Source organism: Chitinophaga sp. RAB17 (assembly GCF_052114225.1).
In the GTDB taxonomy this organism is placed as follows: domain Bacteria; phylum Bacteroidota; class Bacteroidia; order Chitinophagales; family Chitinophagaceae; genus Chitinophaga.
The window spans coordinates 196,163-213,176 of record NZ_JBFREI010000003.1; the positions used below are offsets into that span (position 1 = coordinate 196,163).

Consider the following 17,014-nt stretch of genomic DNA (forward strand, 5'->3'; position numbering starts at 1 on the left):
ATAATATTATGTTCTCCGCTGCATTTTGCTAAAAGCTAACAGCTAATGGCTAAAAGCTTATCTCAAATTTCCCGGATCTGTTACGAAATTCAGGAAGGCATTAAACTTAGCGTTGTATTTACGTTTGTCCAGCTTAAAGTAGAAAGCGCCACGTTTGGAGCTTAGTCTGTCTTTATCTTTCTGCTTGATCAGTAGTCCGGTTGACAATACTTTGCGGCTGAAATTACGTTTATCGAATGTTACATCATATACAGCTTCGTAGAGCAGCTGTAACTGTGGAATAGTAAATTTCAGGGGCAGCAGTTCAAATAGGATGGGGTGTATAGCGGCTTTATAACGGAGCTTTTCCTGGGCCATTTTCACCATGTCGGTATGGTCGAAGATGAGGTCTGGCAGTTTATCCAGCGCAATCCACTCTGCATGGTATTCGTCGCTTATCTGTAGTTTAAATTTGTTGATATCTATCAGGGCAAAGTAGGTAATAGATATGGTACGCTCTACGGGATCACGGGCAGGTTCACCAAAGGCAAACAGCTGTTCCATGTATACTCCTTCCAGACCGGTCAGTTTGTTTAATACACGGGCTGCGGCGGTTTCAAAACTCTCATCTCCCTGTACAAAGCCGCCCATCAGGCTCCATTTATTTTTCTGCGGCTCAAATCCGCGTTTGATCAGCAACAGCTTCAACTCTTCCCCATCAAAACCGAAAATGATGCAATCAACTGCTACCAGCATTCTTGATTGCCCTGTATAACGTGTCATACCAGCAATATATTTATATAACCCGGCAATTTATGGTACCCTGCTGACATTAGGAAATTATATTGCAATATTCCCTATTTATACAAACAGTTGTTGCAACACCGGATCAGTGTAATCTGCTACAAAAGCGATGATATTGTCGTATTGTGCAAACTCTTCCCGTGTATGCATGGTGGTTAGCACTACTGCCTGCATCCCTGCATTTAAAGCGGCTTCTACTCCTTTGGGCGCATCTTCAAACACAATACAATCTGCCGGTGTAACACCCAGCAGGGTAGCGCATTTGAGGAATACCTCCGGGTTGGGCTTGCTGGTAGCAACATCATCAGCACTCACCACTGCTTTGAGATAGCGGCGGATATCCAGATTGTCCAGGACATAATTGATATTGAAAGTATTGGCAGCGGAGCCTATCGCCATGGGAATATGCCCGGTGGCGGCCTTTTCAAGGAAAGCAGGCAATCCTGCTATCAGCTCCAGGTGAGGACGAAATGCTTCCTGGTACAGGACTTCTTTCTCATGGGCGATGTCCTGCATTTGTTCTGCCGTAAAATGGTCTTTGCCAAATACGCGCACCAGGAGTTCTTCATTTTTGCCATACATATGGCTCCTGACTATTTCCCGCGGAAGGTTGGCGCCCAGCTTATTCAACATGTTATACCATCCTTCCAGGTGATATTCCATATCATTAATCATGGTGCCATTCAGGTCAAAAAGAAATGCTTTGTGCTGCCGGGTCATAATGCCTTTTTTTATAAGGCGCAAAGATACACGGATTTTGTCTTATTCAGGATGATACTGATGATGATAATAATTTCCAAATCAGGAAAATTATCAAATAATAAATCATCAAAATCAGTATCATCCTGAATAAGACAATATCCGCGGTCTTTATCTATTCCAGCAACTTCTTCAGGCCCGCGTCGTAGCTGGCTATCTCAGCAGAAAGCGTGTCCACCAATGGTTTGCGGTTGCTCTTATCCCCTTCCAGCATAATACTCCATCTTACTACAGAAGTATCTTCCTTATCCGGTAAAGATTCCACGAGGGCTGTTACCGTAGCATGTGTGATGCCGGTAGGCAAAGGCGATACAATACTGAAAACAAAAAACTTATACGATTCATGCACCTGGTCAATGATATCGCGGCGTTTACGATTATCCGTAAACGTGATATCGCGGTAGCGTGTTTCATTTTCTGTAACAATCTGTACGTCCTTGATAGTACCATTCGAATAATCCTTTACCTGCGGCAGGTTACGGATAACACGCCATATTTTTACAGGCGATCCTTTTATGAATGTTTCGTGCGTATAATCAGGAATGATTTTCTTAGCCGGTTGCATTTGAGCCATAGCAGCGGTGCTACAACAGATTAACAACAGTGTCCATATTTTTTTCATAACATAGTTAATTACAGGTGATCCAATCTATTTACCAAAAATTTCCTGCAGCTTCTGGCTTAGTTCTTCGCCACGCAGGTCTACGGCTACAATTTTCCCTTCTTTATCAATTAAAAAATTGCTGGGAACGGCGCGAATATTATATTCTTTCGCCACATCATTTTTCCAGCCTTTGAGATCACTTACATGTGCCCATTCCAGGCCATCGTCCTTAATGGCTTTCAGCCAGGCATCTTTTTTATCATCCAAAGATACACCGAGGATCTCCAACCCTTTGCTGTGGTACTTTTCGTAGTTGTCCAGCACATTGGGATTCTCTGCACGGCAAGGACCACACCAGCTGGCCCAGAAGTCCAGCAACACATATTTGCCGCGATAATCAGATAGTTTGACTGCTTTACCGGCAGTGTTGTTTTGAGTAAAGTCCATAGCAGTAGCACCTATGCCGGTTTTCCTGGCAATAGCTTCTGCATTGGCCATATCTGTTTTCTTCTGCTTTGCCTCTGCCAGCCACGGATACTCTTTTGACAAGCGGTTTATTTCTGCCAGGATCAGTGCTTTATCCTTGATGGGATGCAGGAAATCGAGCGCATACATCAATACCGGCGTATGCTGATTCATTTTCACCAGCAGTTTAATACGTTCCCCCATATCGTTAAATAACCAGTTGAACTGCTCACCCAGCGCCCGTTCCAGCGCAGTATCTTTTGCCAGGGAAGCTTTGTATTGCAACTGTCCAACTTCAATCATGTTCTGATAGTTGCGGTGATTGATAAAATTCACTTCATTGATCAGGTCATTTTCCTTGCTGCCTTCAATAAACACGTAAGGCGGATTCTTTATTTTCATCACCGCCGTGTCTTCTCCCCGGAAATCAATTTTCAGGTTGTCTTTACCTGCCCAGATGGTGAGTCGGTCTTCCTCAAACTCGTTGAGGATATAGAATTGTGGACGGGTGGCGTCAATTTTAACACTATACGTACCATCTGCCTTCAGGTGGATCGTATCTAAAGTTACGCGGTCATCCCCCACCTGTTTCTGCACACGAAAGGGGAATTTCTGTTGTTGTTCTGCCGAAGGCGGGAACTTGATTTTACCGCTCACTGTAATGAACTTCTTTGCCTGCTGTGCGGAGGCGGAGGAGGTAATCCCCGCCACCAGCAACAGCATACCAGTGATGTTGTTTTGGTACTTATTCATTTGAAAGTGTATATTTTAAAAGGATGAATTATTGTATGGGTACCATCGGCATAGCTTCTATCACCTTGCCCTCTTCTTTTGCCGGCTTTTCAGCGGTTTTTACTTTGCCTCCAAAGAGTGCTGCCAGCTTCTTTTCTATTTCGCCGCTGCCGTCCGGATTAAAGCCTACTTCCTTCATCAGGATAGTGCCTTCAGGGCTGATCAGGTAGGTAGTGGGTACTCCTGTGATCGCGAAGCCACTACCTGCAATGTTGATATTATCCAATGCCTGCTTCCATGGATTATTTTCCTGCGCCACTGCTTTCAGCCAGTCGGATTTGCTTTTGTCGATGGAAATGCTGTAGATATCGAAGGGCTGATCCTTATACTGCTGGTACACTTCCCGCATATGTGGAAACGACTGCCGGCAGGGACTGCACCAGCTGGCCCAGAAGTCAATCAGCACATATCTTCCTTTGAACTGGCTGAAGGCCAGCGACTGATCTTTTTCATCGGGCAGTGTAAAGTTCTGTACCTGCCTGCCCACGGCAGAATTTTTTATCCCCTGTGTAAACTGCTGGAACTCTTTTGCTTCTTTTGTTTTTTGCATATTGGGAGATAAACCAGCGTATAGTCGTTCCTGTTGCTCCGAACTCATCATCTCCCGTGCCTCCCCTAAACTAAATACCGCCGCATAGGAGTTAGGATGATCCTTTACCAGCTTCTGCAGTAAAGGGACCAGGTATTTCTGCTGCAGGGACTTTTGTTTTGTTTCAAATGCGGCATAGCGTGGATCTGTTTCCTCCATCCAGGGTTTACCATATTCTTTTTTCAATTCCCCCGTGATGCTATTCCACGCAGCGGATTTTTGTTTGCCATATGCCTGTAATACTTCTACCGCCTCGGAGCCTTTTACAACAGAAGCGCTCATCCCTTTTGCCACATCGGTGGTAACGGTATAGGTAACCGGTTTGTCCATCAGGATCCCGAAGGGAGAATACATCTGTCGCTCTGCCAGCACATATTCCGGCACCAGCATGAGATACACCGGTTCTGTGAAAGGAATATGAAGGGTATAGCGCCCATTATCTATAACAGCAGAATCATGATAGGTCCGCGAGTAGATATACATTTTATTGTGTCCCTTCAGGTCACCTGTAATCGTGCCCTGCAGTACAATCTGCTGCTGGGTTTGAGCATAGCTACCGATACAGATCATAGTTCCTGAAATGACGGCGATGATTTTTTTCATTTGCTTTTATTTGAGTTTCCGATATGATGATTAATAGCCTGTATTTTGTTTGATCAGGCCTTTGGTAATATCTATTTCGTGTTGTGGTATTGGCAATGCGTAGCGGGTGGGCGGCAGTTCAGGATTTGGTGCTGTATTGCTGCGGATAGCATCGAAGCGGGCAAATCCTTCAAAAGCCAGTTCCCATTTACGTTCCTGCAGTATCCTGGTGATCAGTGCTGCCGGTGTGGTAAAGTCTGCCGCTGTATACACATGTGGCGCTCCATTTTTCGTATAGGCGCGGGCGTTTACCTGGTTCAGCAAATCAATGGCGGTGTTGTTAATACCCTTTGTTTGCGTCAGCGCTTCTGCGAGCGTAAGCATTACCTCTGGTAAACGGATCAAAACCACGTTATCGCGGATGTTCTGGTCAGTGAATTTACGCATCACCGGATCATGCGATAACATCAGGCTATCCCTGCGTTCATCACCTGCTGTATAGGTATTCAGAAAAGCAGGCAGTGGATTACTAAAGCCATATACGTAATAGATACCGTTGTTATCATTATACCTGGACGTTTTGTTGAAGCTTTCCGGCAAGGCAAATAATATCTCATTACTCAGCGGATAGCTTCCTTTGCTGGCGGCATAATTATCCGGCCACAGGTCCCAGAAAGTAGGCTGCAGGTGATACACGTTGCCAGTCATGGCAGCCTGTGCATATACGACCGCTTTATCGTACGCCTGGCTATATAGGCATACTCTTGCCGCCAGTCCGTTAGCCGCACCTCTGGTGGCCCTGCTACCCTGACTGAGTGCATCACCACGCGTTACCGGCAAATCAGGAATGGCAGCATCCAGATCTTTAAGTATTTGCGTGTACACTTCACCGTTGGTGGACCGTGGTACATCCTGTGAGCCATCATATCCATCAAAGGCACCCAATCTCAAGGGTACCCCCATGTTACCTGGTTTCCCCTGCAATGCACCATCGCCATAGAGACGCAGCAGCGCAAGGTAGCAGTAAGCACGGATAAACCTCGCCTCTCCAATGAATACGGCCTGTTTGGTTTTGTCGAACTGCGCGTATTTAGGCAACTGGGAAATGATCACGTTGCATTGGTTAATTGTTGCGTAAGGCTTGGACCAGAGTGCGGCATATTGATCATCCCGCGGATCTATATTGCCCTTGATGAGATCCTTATCATAAGTATCAGCGATGCCTCCGGTAACATCTCCCAACAGGTAATTATCACTTGCTACCGCATCCATCATGCTTAGGTAAGTGCCTGCCAGGTAGCTTTCCGTGGTTTGTTCATTTTTCAGCAACTCCGATTCTACCATGGTGCCTTCCGGCTTCAGATCCAGTTGTTTGTTGCAGGCGCTCATCACCAGCAGCAACGTAAACAGGCTTATATGGTATTTATATTTTTTCATATCCAGCTCAGTTTATAATTTTAGAAAGATGCTTTAATACCTACTCTCCAGGTACGTGGAGAAGGCATGGTGAGTTCATCATATCCCATATTCAATGCAGAAGAGCCATATGCGCTCACTTCCGGATCCAGCCCCGAGTACTTTGTGAGGATAAAGAGATTGTTCACCTCTGCATACAATTTCAATGCGGTAAATATTTTGGCACCTCTCAACTGTTGACTGTTGAAATTATATCCCAACAGGAGGCTACGCAGTTTTACAAAAGAAGCATCTTCCAGGAAACGGGAGCTCTTCCGATCCAGCGTATAGTCGTACGAGGTACCAAAGCCTACCTGTGAATAATTGGATGCGTTGATCAGCGCAGGAATGGCGGTCTTCTGACCAGGTGCCTGCCAGTAGCTCAGCAAGTCCGAAGAGAGATTGTACACGTTGTTGGCAGCACTGGAACTACCCAGGTAGCTGTACATAGCTGCTTTGGCACCGTTGTACATTTTGTTGCCCGCAGAGAAAGAGAAAAAGCAGTTCAGCTCAAATCCTTTCCAGGTAAATGTATTCCCGAATCCACCGAAAACAACCGGCATAGCATCTCCCATATATTTCCTGTTTACATAGGGTGCATCCGGATATTGTTTTTGTATAGGCACTTCAGATACTTTGCCATTCTTGTCCGACCACTGTGGTTGTCCGTTGGCACTGTTAACGCCTGCCCAATCATATAAATAAAACGCGGTGGCAGAATGTCCTACGCGCCAGAAGCGACCACCAGTGGTTTCATTTTCTGCGGCCAGCTGTTCTTCATCGATCTGGTGCAAACGGGTAACGATGTTGCGGTTACCGGAGATATTAAAAGTCGTATTCCAGCTAAAATCTTTCGTAACCATATTCTGGCTGTTAATACTAAACTCTATTCCCTTATTAGTGAGGTCAGCACGGTTCTGCTGTTGTAAGTCGAAGCCCATGAAATAAGGCAATGCAGACTGCAGGATGGCATTGGAAGTTTGACGGCGGTAGTAGTCAACAGAACCACTGATACGTCCCTTCCATAAACTATAGTCAGCACCGATGTTCCAGGTGGTGGTACGCTCCCATTGCAGATTGGGGTTAGCTGGTTGTTGGTTGTTGATTGTAGATGTGTTACCGTAAGTAGCCCCATAAGTATTGATCACATACTGGCCCTGGTTACCATAATAGCCGTTGCCACCATCGTTACCGGTGAATCCTACGCTGGCACGCAACTTCAGCTGTTCAATAGCTTTACTTCCTTTCAGGAAACTTTCTTCACTGAGTGCCCATCCTGCTGCAAAGGAAGGGAAGCCAACATAGCGGTGATTGGCGGAGAACCGGGAAGATCCATCCAGGCGATAAGTAACACCCGCCATGTATTTATGTTTGTATTCGTAATTGAGGCGACTCAGGAAAGAAACCTGTGCCCATTGCTGCTGCAGTGAATTCTGCACTCTTTTATCGGTAGCAGTGAGGATACTGAGCATATCATCATTCAGGAAACCTTTACCGTTTACGCTATTGGTATTTTCTACCGATTTCTCAAAACTTTGTCCCAGCATGGCGCTGATGGCATGTCCGTTTCCAATGACCTTATTAATGTCCAGCCGGTTATTGATGACCCATTTCCGCAGTTGCTGTTGTGTTTCAGTAGCAGATCCACCTATGTTTTTGGGGCGGTCAATGATGCGATCATAGGCACGGGAGCTGATCCAGTCTATGCCCACGTCCGAGTGTGCACTTAGCCAGGGCAGCAGTTTCAGATCGGCAAAAACATTACCCAGTACGAGGTTATCCGTATTATAATTTTTACCTGACCTCGCCTCTCCTACCGGGTTCGATACATCTTCCGGGCCGGTGGGGTTCTTACCATTCAACCAGTTGTATTTGCCCGTGCTGTCGTATACGCTGATGTTAGGTGCTTTCTGAATAGCGGTACGATATACATTCTGTGCACTGAGTGAATTGTTGGTGGTTTGATTCAGCGTCATGCTCACACCTACTTTCAGCGATTTGCTCATCTGGTTATCGAAGTTCACACGGCCCTGGTAACGGGTAAGATCATTATTGATGATATAGGCTTGTTCTTTATTATAGCCGAGACTCACGTAGTAGTTAGACTTATCAGTGCCGCCGCTCATAGATACCACCGCATTGTTACCATAGGCGTTCCGCACTACTTCATTCAGCCAGTTGGTGTTGGTACCTTTAGGAAATTTATAATTAAAAGGCGTGTACCAGTTGCCGGAGGTAGCTTTTCCGATAGAATCTTTCTGCCGGAAAAGTTCGGTATAAAAATCAGCGTACTGATCGCCGGTCATCACCGCAGGCAGCTCCCGTGGTTTACTCAGCGAAGTACTCACCTGTACGTCTACACGCATTTTCCCTTTTGCTCCTTTTTTGGTAGTGATCAGGATAACGCCGGCGGAGCCGCGGGAGCCATATATGGCAGTAGAATAGGCATCTTTCAATACTTCCACGGATTCAATATCATCCGGATTGAGGGTGGCGAGTGGATTTTTTTCAAAGGTGGTGGGCTGACGATATTCGTTTACCACCTGGTTACCGCCATAGGCGAATCCTGCGGAGCTACCTTTATTATAATCCACTGTGTTGAGGTTGGGATCAATCCCGTAAATGGGTACACCATCCACTACGATCAGCGGGGAGTTACCATTGGTATTGAGGGTGCTGATACCACGAATGGTGATGTTGGAAGCTGCTCCCGGCACACCGCTGGAGGGGGCAATGAATACACCGGGGAGTTTGCCGATCATGGCCTGATCAATGGTCAGTGGCGATTGTCCGGGTTCTCTGCTGGCATCATAGGTGGCCACCGCTCCCAGCAGGCTACGCCTTTCCTGTACACCATAGCCAATTACTACGGCTTCGGTTAAACGCGATGCCGCGATAAATAAATTTACGGATGCTGATGTCACCGCTCCTGGCAATACTTTCACCGCTTTCAATTCTTCGGCACCGTAGCCGATGGATGTAAATGTGAGTTGATAGGTGCCGGCAGGCAAAGATATTTCGAAACCACCTTCTGTATTAGTGACCGCATAATACTTTGTTCCGGCTACTTTCACTGTAACGCCTGGTATTGGAGGTCCCTGTTCACCTTCTTTGACAACACCTTTTATTTTACCGGGACCGGTTTGCTGCAAATTAACGATAGGCGGTGCTGTTTGTTTCACGATCAACAGTACGTCGTTTTTTTCTACATACTTCAGTGGCGTATTTTCCAGCAGAGCCTGTAATACCTTTTCCAGCCGCTCGTTTACAAATTTCAATTTCTTTACCTGGTAGCGTACCAATTCCTGGTTATCATAACCAAAAGAAAGGTGGTAGCCCGATTCCAGTTTTTTGACACAGGAAGCGAGGGATTCGTTCTCAAATTTTTCTGTCACTCTGACTTGCTGTAACAGTTGGCTGTACCCGTTATTAGCATACAGGAGGCTAATACCTCCCAGTATAAAAACAGTGACCATTACGCTCCATCTCATAAGACCTGGTATAAAAGTTAGCGTAAGCGATTTTTGCATATATTTGGTTGATTTTAGTGTTAACTAAACGCATATAACAGTCATCAAGCGTGTCTGCAAATCACTGCCTGACTGTTGTATAACTTTCTAAAACCGTGTCTGCTCCAACAGATGCGGTTTTTTTTTGGCAGTTAGCCTTTAGCTGTTAGCAAATGCAGCGAAGACCAACAACATATGATTATCTCCGCTGCATTTACTAAAAGCTAATAGCTAATAGCTAACTGCTTAAAGGGTATAGCTATCGCAGAGATGGGCTTCCATGTCCATCCTATTTATTTTGGTTGCATCCTCCTTGTATGCGGATTTTAGCGGTTAGTCTTTAGCTGTTAGCTGTTGGCAAATGCAGCGAAGACCAACATATGATTATCTCCGCTGCATTTACTAAAAGCTAACAGCTAATAGCTAAAAGCTTTTGCGGTGTATCGTGATGTCTTTTTCCTTTATATCATATTGTACAGGATGTATGCTGCTTACCAGGTCCAGGACCTGCGTAATGGTTAGTTGTTTGCTGCATCTCAATGTATATTCGTCCTGTTTCATTTCTGCCGGATTAAACCGGATATGTACGCCATATTGATTTTCCAGTGTGAGCGCCAGTTCTGCGAAACCTACCTGTGAAAGGCTGATCATGCCATTGGCCCATTCATTTATCTGTTGGTTGTCTGCTTTTGATTTCATGTATTGCTGTGCCGACCGGCTGAATATGAGCTGGTCGTTGGCACTGAGTACATCGAGTCCTTTTTGTGCGTGCAGTACCTTCACCATGCCTGTTTTCACGGTTACCTGTGTTTCATCCAGGGTGCCGTAGGCCTTTACGTCAAACGAGGTACCGAGTACCTGCACATTCAGTTCCGCCGTATGCACTTCAAATGGATGTTGCTCATCCTGTTTTATGTCAAAGAACCCTTCTCCATCCAGTTTCACGGTGCGCACGTTGCCAAACTCCTGCGGATATTCCATTCTGGCACCTGCGTTGAGCCATACACGGGAGCTGTCGGGCAATACGAGTTCCTGTTGTTGTCCGGTGGCTACCTGCACAATAATCATTTTATGGCGGGGCTGCCAGTTGCTCAGAAACCACCAGCTGCACGCTCCCACGACTCCGGTCAATAAGGCCGCAGCAATATGCCAGCGGTACCGCATCCGTACTACGGGCGCTTGTACCTGCTCCAGCTGTGCATGGATATGTTGTAACATATCTGTTTGCAGCTGTTGCTTGTGGGCATCGTCCCGGAATGTATGCATAGGTTGTTCAGACTGGTTTTCATACCAGTCCTGCAGCCATTGCAGTTCTTGTGGAGTACAGGTTCCGGTTTCAAGCCTCTGGAGGATCTTTGCTATTTTATCTTGAGCATCCACGCTTTAACCATTTGTAGTAGTAAAGACACCTGTGTAAAAAGGTGGTACTATAGGGTGAGAAAATATTTTTTATTTGTAGTGCTTTAGTTTGTCTTTCAGCCGTTTCAGTGCGGTGGTCAGCTGATTTTTCACTGTTTGGCCGGAGATGCCCAACCGGGTGGCTGTTTCCTGGACCGATAGTCCATCACGCCGGCTCAGCAGGTATACTTCCTGCATTTTTTCCGGCATATCTGCGATTGTAGCGGCAATGACCGCCTGTATTTCGGTCAAAAAAAGATGGTCATCTGCCGAAGGCAAAACAGGCATTGGAAAATCTGCAAAAACATCCAGGTGTTTCTGGTAGTTGTGATGATAGCGGAGATGATTGAGCACACGGTATTTGAGCGAAATAAAAAGGTAAGCATCCAGCTGCTGCCGGATCACGATATCCTTTCTCTTATGCCAAAGGGCCACAAACACTTCCTGCAAACAATCTTTTGCGTCTGCATCATTTTGCAATCTGGCGTAAGCTGCGATGTACAATTTCTCCCAGTAGCGGCGATATAATTCATCAAAAGCAGCTCTATCATCCAGCAACTGCATACGTTCCAGCAGCGCGGTATCCGACAAGTGCATCAATCACCAAAAGGTTTAAACGTAAATATATAGAAAAGCGGTTCAAAAAAGCAAGGGGTATTTAGTGTTAGGTAAAAAGACTACAGGTTGTCTCCAGAATCAACCACGAGTTTTGCCGCATAATAATTCACTGCTATGAAACAGATGTTGACTGCTCTTTTTTTCCTGTCCTCCGCCGCTGTGATGGCGCAATCGGGATATCATGTCAGCCGGACCTTCAGGGCCGGTGGTGACGGCAAATGGGATTACATTGCCCTGAACCCGGTCACCGGGCAATTATATGCGGCCCATGGTACCGCTGTAAATATCCTCGACAAAAAAACCGGCGACAGCACCGGTATGATTGCCAATACCACCGGGGTACATGGTGTTGCTTTTGCGGAAAAATTCCGGAAAGGATATACCACGAATGGCAAATTGAATACCTCCACCATATTTGATATTCAAACCAACCAGGTGCTGGGAGAAATCAAAACCGGGACTAAGCCCGATGCTATTCTATTTGATCCTTTTTCTCAGAAAATCATTATTTGTAATGGCAACAGTGCAAACCTCACTGTCATTGACCCCGGTAATGACCAGGTAGTGGCTACCGTGGCGCTGGGCGGCAGTCCCGAAACAGCGGTTACAGATGGTAAGGGAAACATTTATGTTAACCTGGAAGATAAAAGTGAAGTGGTGAAAGTAGATGCCCATACTTTTACTGCCGGCCCGCATTGGTCCCTGGGTAAAGGAGAGGCGCCTACCGGTTTGGCGATAGACGTGGCTACCCACCGATTATTTTCCGGTTGCGATAATAAGGTGCTGGTAGTACTCAATGCCGACAACGGAAAAATTGTGGCCACGCTGCCTATTGGCGACGGCTGCGATGGCGTGGCATTTGATGCAGCGGAGAAAATCATTTTTGCGGCAAACGGCGAAGGTACCTTATCCGTAATACAGGAAACCAGCGCCGATAAATATATCACCCAGGCTACCATACCTACCCGTAAAGGCGCCAGAACACTGGTGCTGGATCCACAAACACATCATGTGTACCTGCCCGTAGCTGATTTTTTACCTGCTACAGGTAAAACCAGCGCCACTATTGCTCCCGGCACATTTAAAGTGCTGGAGGTTAGTAAGTAGTTGGTTCGAAGGAATTACTTATATTTGAAAATGTGACTTTCCGACGGCTCTAAAAGCTAAAATAAAGCGGACTAAACCGAGATAGCGCACCCCTATCCGGATTAGTCCGCTTTCTCAAATAACCTGGTTGTTAGCGGCTATAGTTCATCATTTTCAAATATTAATTGTTGTTATGGACATTATTCAGAGAAATAATATTCACGTGGTTGGTAACCAGGATGCCCTACAAACCCTCCTATTTTCCCATGGATTTGGAATAGACCAGACCTCCTTTTCAAAAGTTATCCCGGCCTTCGAAAAAGATTACCAGATTGTATTATTTGATAATGTTGGCGGCGGTAAAGCCGAGATGAAAGCGTACAGTCCCAAACGTTATGAGTCTGTAAACGGTTACGCTACAGATATAGCAGATATTATCCAGGCACTGGAAGTAAAAAATGTCACTTTTATTGGTCACTCGGTAAGTGGTATGACTGGTCTGCTGGCCAGCAACCATTATCCTGGTATGATAGAACGCCTCATACTGCTGGGTTCCAGTCCCCGCTACCTGGATGATCCTAAAGATGGTTATATAGGTGGATTTGATAATCATGCATTGACCAGTCTTTTTGAAGCCATGGAAGGAAATTACCATGCCTGGGCAAGTGGCTTTTCTAAACTGGCCATGCGAAATGAAGACAGGCCGGAATTAGCCGCTGCCTTTGCAGCATCACTGCAGGCAATAAGGCCGGACGTAGCTATACAGGTAGCAAAAGCCATCTTTTATATGGATCACCGGGACGCTTTGCCTAAAGTCACTATTCCTACCCTGGTGGTACAAACAGAGAATGATATTGCGGTACCTGCCATCGTCAGCGAATACCTGGAAGCCAACATACCCAACAGTCGGCGTATGAAAGTAAAGACCCACGGACATTTTCCGCATATCAGTGCACCGGAAGAAGTTATTGCTGCCATACAATCATTTCTGTAATTATTTCATACTTCAATTTCATACTGTGAGTACCTGGGAGCGTAAAGCATTAAATTTTATCAACCAAACGAGTCGCTGGGATAAGGACAAACATATTTCCTCTTTTCTTGCCTTCAGTATTTCTCTTGTAAAAAATCTTACAGAGGCGGATATTGCCCTGCAGCTTGAATTTGAAGATGAGGAAACAGCGAAGGTGAAATGTGCATCACCCGTGCATTTGAATGATATGGTATTAAACCCGGAGCCTATAAAAAAACTGCTGTACACACAGGGGTTTAAAACTATTTACTGGCGCGACATTCCGCCGCCGAAGGAAAATGTGTTACAGGAAATATTACAGGCTTTTTCCTCTGCTATCATTATTCCCATTAATACAACCCCCAACAACAGCCTGCTGATACTGGGCTGGAGTACGCCCCAGCAGTTTGACAATGACTTCCTGGAATGCATAGAAACCATCCGTTTACGCCTGAAAGAAATACTGCTGCATTCTCAGCAACAGCTGTACTTTCAGCGGGTAGCCATCCGTTTTGCCGCAATACTGCATACCATCCCGTATGCATTGGTGTTCATTAACAACGATGGATTTTCCGGATGGGTAAACCAGGAAGGAGCAACCCTGCTGGGACTTTCAGGACCGGGAGAACAATTACCGGCTATTCTTTCTGATGCGATGATGCAACTCCGGAACAGGGCATTGAATATAGACGATATCTATAAAGAAGCAGTACTGCTGTTTTCTTCTCCCGAAAATTCTATTACCAACTGGATATGGAAGCTGGAACATAAAGCATTAAAGGTCTCCTGTTTACCCGTTACCACGCAACAAATCAGTGGCCGGCTGTGGATATTTGAATAATACTAATACCGTTGCCTCCAGAGGAAATAAAAAGTACTACCCTCTCCTGGCTGAGATTCGACCCATACCTTGCCTCCCTGCTCTTCTACCAACAGCTTGAAGATATTTAAACCGATCCCTGTGCCATCGCCCTTACCATCATTATCCAGTCTTTCAAACAACTTGAATATGCGGTCCGTATCACGTTTGGCCACACCAGGACCATTATCTTTTACGTAAAATTCATGAAACTCACCTTTATCGGTGCCTCCAATGGTAATGATTCCTTCTTTCTTATCATTGTACTTGATGGCATTGGAAATAAGGTTTTGAAAAACCTGCTGCAGTTTTAGTTTGTTGGTTTCCAGCACCGGCAGCTTATCAACGGTTTCGATGCGGATATGTGCCGGTGGAAATAATAAGTGCGACAATTGTCCGATCAGTTCATGTACATCTACGTCTTCAATGGTTTGTTCCATTTCACTTTGCCGGGTATAATCCAGCATAGAAGTAATCATTTCTGTCAGGTGGTTAGTAGCTCCCAAAACAATCGTCATGTATTCTTTCAGGTCAGGGGCGCTCTGGATACGTTCATCTTCATTGATGAGTGCCAGCAGGCCGATTGCGCCGGACAGAGGAGATTTGAGATCGTGGGCTACTACATACATAAAACGTTCCAGTTGCTTGTTGACCTTTTCTTTTTCCACCATCGCTTCCTTCAGCTCCTGCTGATACAGGTATAGTTTTTCAAACACGCTGACTTTGGCCCGGGTGATATTTATATCCAGTGGTTTTGAAAGGTAATCTACTGCACCTTCTTCAAAACCGCGCATCACGTACTGTTCTTCTTTGTTGATAGCCGTAACAAAAATGATGGAGATATCTTTTGTTTTAGGGTTTGCCTGTAATAACCGCGCCACTTCATAACCATCCATATCGGGCATTTGTACATCGAGCATAATTAATCCGATATCATTGTGACGCAGGACTGTTTTTAATGCTTCATTACCGGATGTGGCCTTCAGGATTTCGCGGTTATCTCCTTCCAGCATGTGTTCCAGGGATACCAGGTTTTCCGCTTTATCATCTACCAGCAGGATGGTAAACGTCTTCGGTTTGTGCTGCTTCATTTGTCAACTTTTATTTGCTGTGCTTATTTGTCTTAAATAATGAATGATGTCATTTACCGGCATCGGCTGCACGCCGGAGCAAAGGTCTATGGCGGCCTGCGGCATCATACTAAACCCGGCTGTAAGCGGGTCCTGTACAATCCCTGTGCCACCGGCAGCAACAATGCGGCATAATCCGGCTGCGCCATCTTTATTGGCGCCGCTGAGTAAAACTCCCAGCACGGCAGGGCCAAACACACTAACGGCACTGCTAAAGCTCAGGTCAATAGCAGGGCGACTATAATTTACCGGTTCAGAATAATCGAGGGAAAAGGTACTATCATCTTCTATGAGCAAATGATAGTTTTGCGGGGCCAGGTAAATATTTCCTGGTAATAATGCTTCTTTGTCTTCTGGTTCTACAATGGTTTGTTGCACAGATAACAATCTGTTCAGTTCGCTCTCTACATTTTTTAACCGATGCAGAATGATCACTACAGGTATAAAAAAGGGAGATGGCAACTGATTCAGTAACTCCACCAATACAGGCATACTCCCGGCAGAACCGCCGATCATGAGGATACTGTATTTGTGAGAAAGCGTCAATGACTATACTTTGCGTCTGAAAATCTTATTTGAAATGCTCACTGGTTCAAATTTATACCGCTCTTCATTATATAACAATGACTCTTTAATACCTAATGCAAGGTAACCTAACGAAGTTAAGCTTTCATAAAATAATTTAACTACGCGTTCCTGCAGTGTTCTGTTAAAATATATAAAAACATTCCGGCAACAGATGAGTTGAAATTCATTGAACACCTGATCTGTCACCAGATTATGCTGAAAAAAAATAATGTTGCGCCGTAAGGCCGGCTGTATAATCGCATTATCATAACCCGCCGTATAATAATTAGAGAAATCATTTATTCCTCCAGACTGCATATAGTTATAGGTATAGTCTTTCATGTCTTTCAGGTTGATGACACCATTTTCTGCTTTCCGGAGATTAGCGGCATTCATATCGGTCGCGTATATACGACATCTGTCCAGCAGTCCGGCTTCTTCCAGCAGGATAGCCATAGAATATACTTCTTCACCCGATGCGCAGCCTGCATGCCATATTTTTATAATAGGATATGATGCCAGTCTTGGTAATACCTGCTCCCGGAGTGTTTTATAGAAAGATGGATCCCGGAACATTTCTGTCACGTTCACAGTAATATACTGGACCATTTCCTGAAAAAAGCCGTTTTCATTCAGCAACCGGTGCTTTAATTCAAAGACGCTGTCGATATGTGCATAACCTGTAAACCGGATGAATCGGCGTTTCAACGAAGCGGGAGCATAATCTGTAAAATCATAACCATATCGCTGTTGAATTATCTTCACCAGATCCGTATAATCGCTGTTGCTGATGTCTTCTATCATAG

15 protein-coding genes are annotated in these 17,014 nt (G+C 45.3%); 3 read left to right on the forward strand and 12 right to left on the reverse strand.

What is annotated here, in order from left to right:
* Positions 1-57 precede the first annotated feature (57 nt).
* From AB4Z08_RS12660 to AB4Z08_RS12700, 9 genes are all read right to left on the reverse strand, one after another.
* Positions 58-762, reverse strand: coding sequence for an NUDIX hydrolase (locus AB4Z08_RS12660; RefSeq protein ID WP_441574104.1), 705 nt, complete (start codon positions 760-762; stop codon positions 58-60).
* Positions 763-840: 78 nt separating this feature from the next.
* Positions 841-1,503: an HAD family hydrolase gene (locus tag AB4Z08_RS12665; protein ID WP_441574105.1), complete on the reverse strand. Its 663-nt coding sequence runs from the start codon at positions 1,501-1,503 to the stop codon at positions 841-843.
* 154 nt (positions 1,504-1,657) lie between these two features.
* Positions 1,658-2,164: a hypothetical protein gene (locus AB4Z08_RS12670; protein WP_441574106.1), complete on the reverse strand. Its 507-nt coding sequence runs from the start codon at positions 2,162-2,164 to the stop codon at positions 1,658-1,660.
* A gap of 27 nt (positions 2,165-2,191) precedes the next feature.
* Positions 2,192-3,364, reverse strand: coding sequence for a peroxiredoxin family protein (locus AB4Z08_RS12675; protein WP_441574107.1), 1,173 nt, complete (start codon positions 3,362-3,364; stop codon positions 2,192-2,194).
* A 28-nt stretch (positions 3,365-3,392) separates the two neighbouring features.
* Entirely contained in the window at positions 3,393-4,595 is a 1,203-nt protein-coding gene (locus AB4Z08_RS12680; RefSeq protein ID WP_441574108.1) for a redoxin domain-containing protein, read from the reverse strand.
* A gap of 30 nt (positions 4,596-4,625) precedes the next feature.
* A complete protein-coding gene (locus AB4Z08_RS12685) occupies positions 4,626-6,011 on the reverse strand; it encodes a RagB/SusD family nutrient uptake outer membrane protein (protein ID WP_441574109.1) in 1,386 nt (461 codons plus the stop codon).
* A gap of 20 nt (positions 6,012-6,031) precedes the next feature.
* Positions 6,032-9,520: a SusC/RagA family TonB-linked outer membrane protein gene (locus tag AB4Z08_RS12690; RefSeq protein WP_441574110.1), complete on the reverse strand. Its 3,489-nt coding sequence runs from the start codon at positions 9,518-9,520 to the stop codon at positions 6,032-6,034.
* A 441-nt stretch (positions 9,521-9,961) separates the two neighbouring features.
* Entirely contained in the window at positions 9,962-10,918 is a 957-nt protein-coding gene (locus AB4Z08_RS12695; RefSeq protein WP_441574111.1) for a FecR family protein, read from the reverse strand.
* A 69-nt stretch (positions 10,919-10,987) separates the two neighbouring features.
* On the reverse strand, positions 10,988-11,533 hold the full coding sequence (locus AB4Z08_RS12700; RefSeq protein WP_441574637.1) for an RNA polymerase sigma factor: 546 nt from the start codon (positions 11,531-11,533) through the stop codon (positions 10,988-10,990).
* Between the two features lie 135 nt (positions 11,534-11,668).
* Here AB4Z08_RS12700 and AB4Z08_RS12705 point away from each other — a divergent pair, with 135 nt between their 5' ends.
* From AB4Z08_RS12705 to AB4Z08_RS12715, 3 genes are all read left to right on the forward strand, one after another.
* The gene (locus AB4Z08_RS12705) at positions 11,669-12,661 is read left to right on the forward strand and encodes a YncE family protein (RefSeq protein ID WP_441574112.1); all 993 of its coding nucleotides are present in this window, start codon (positions 11,669-11,671) and stop codon (positions 12,659-12,661) included.
* Between the two features lie 172 nt (positions 12,662-12,833).
* Entirely contained in the window at positions 12,834-13,634 is an 801-nt protein-coding gene (locus AB4Z08_RS12710; RefSeq protein WP_441574113.1) for an alpha/beta fold hydrolase, read from the forward strand.
* Between the two features lie 25 nt (positions 13,635-13,659).
* Complete coding sequence (locus tag AB4Z08_RS12715) at positions 13,660-14,493, forward strand: hypothetical protein (protein WP_441574114.1); 834 nt, start codon at positions 13,660-13,662, stop codon at positions 14,491-14,493.
* 2 nt (positions 14,494-14,495) lie between these two features.
* Here the strand turns inward: AB4Z08_RS12715 and AB4Z08_RS12720 are convergent, their stop codons facing one another.
* The 3 genes from AB4Z08_RS12720 to AB4Z08_RS12730 are packed head-to-tail and all read right to left on the reverse strand — an operon-like array spanning position 14,496 to position 17,012.
* On the reverse strand, positions 14,496-15,602 hold the full coding sequence (locus AB4Z08_RS12720; protein WP_441574115.1) for a sensor histidine kinase: 1,107 nt from the start codon (positions 15,600-15,602) through the stop codon (positions 14,496-14,498).
* Positions 15,603-15,605: 3 nt separating this feature from the next.
* Entirely contained in the window at positions 15,606-16,157 is a 552-nt protein-coding gene (locus AB4Z08_RS12725; protein ID WP_441574116.1) for a chemotaxis protein CheB, read from the reverse strand.
* Positions 16,158-16,190: 33 nt separating this feature from the next.
* Positions 16,191-17,012, reverse strand: a complete 822-nt coding sequence (locus AB4Z08_RS12730) for a CheR family methyltransferase (protein WP_441574117.1) — start codon at positions 17,010-17,012, stop codon at positions 16,191-16,193.
* Between the last annotated feature and the right edge of the window lie 2 nt (positions 17,013-17,014).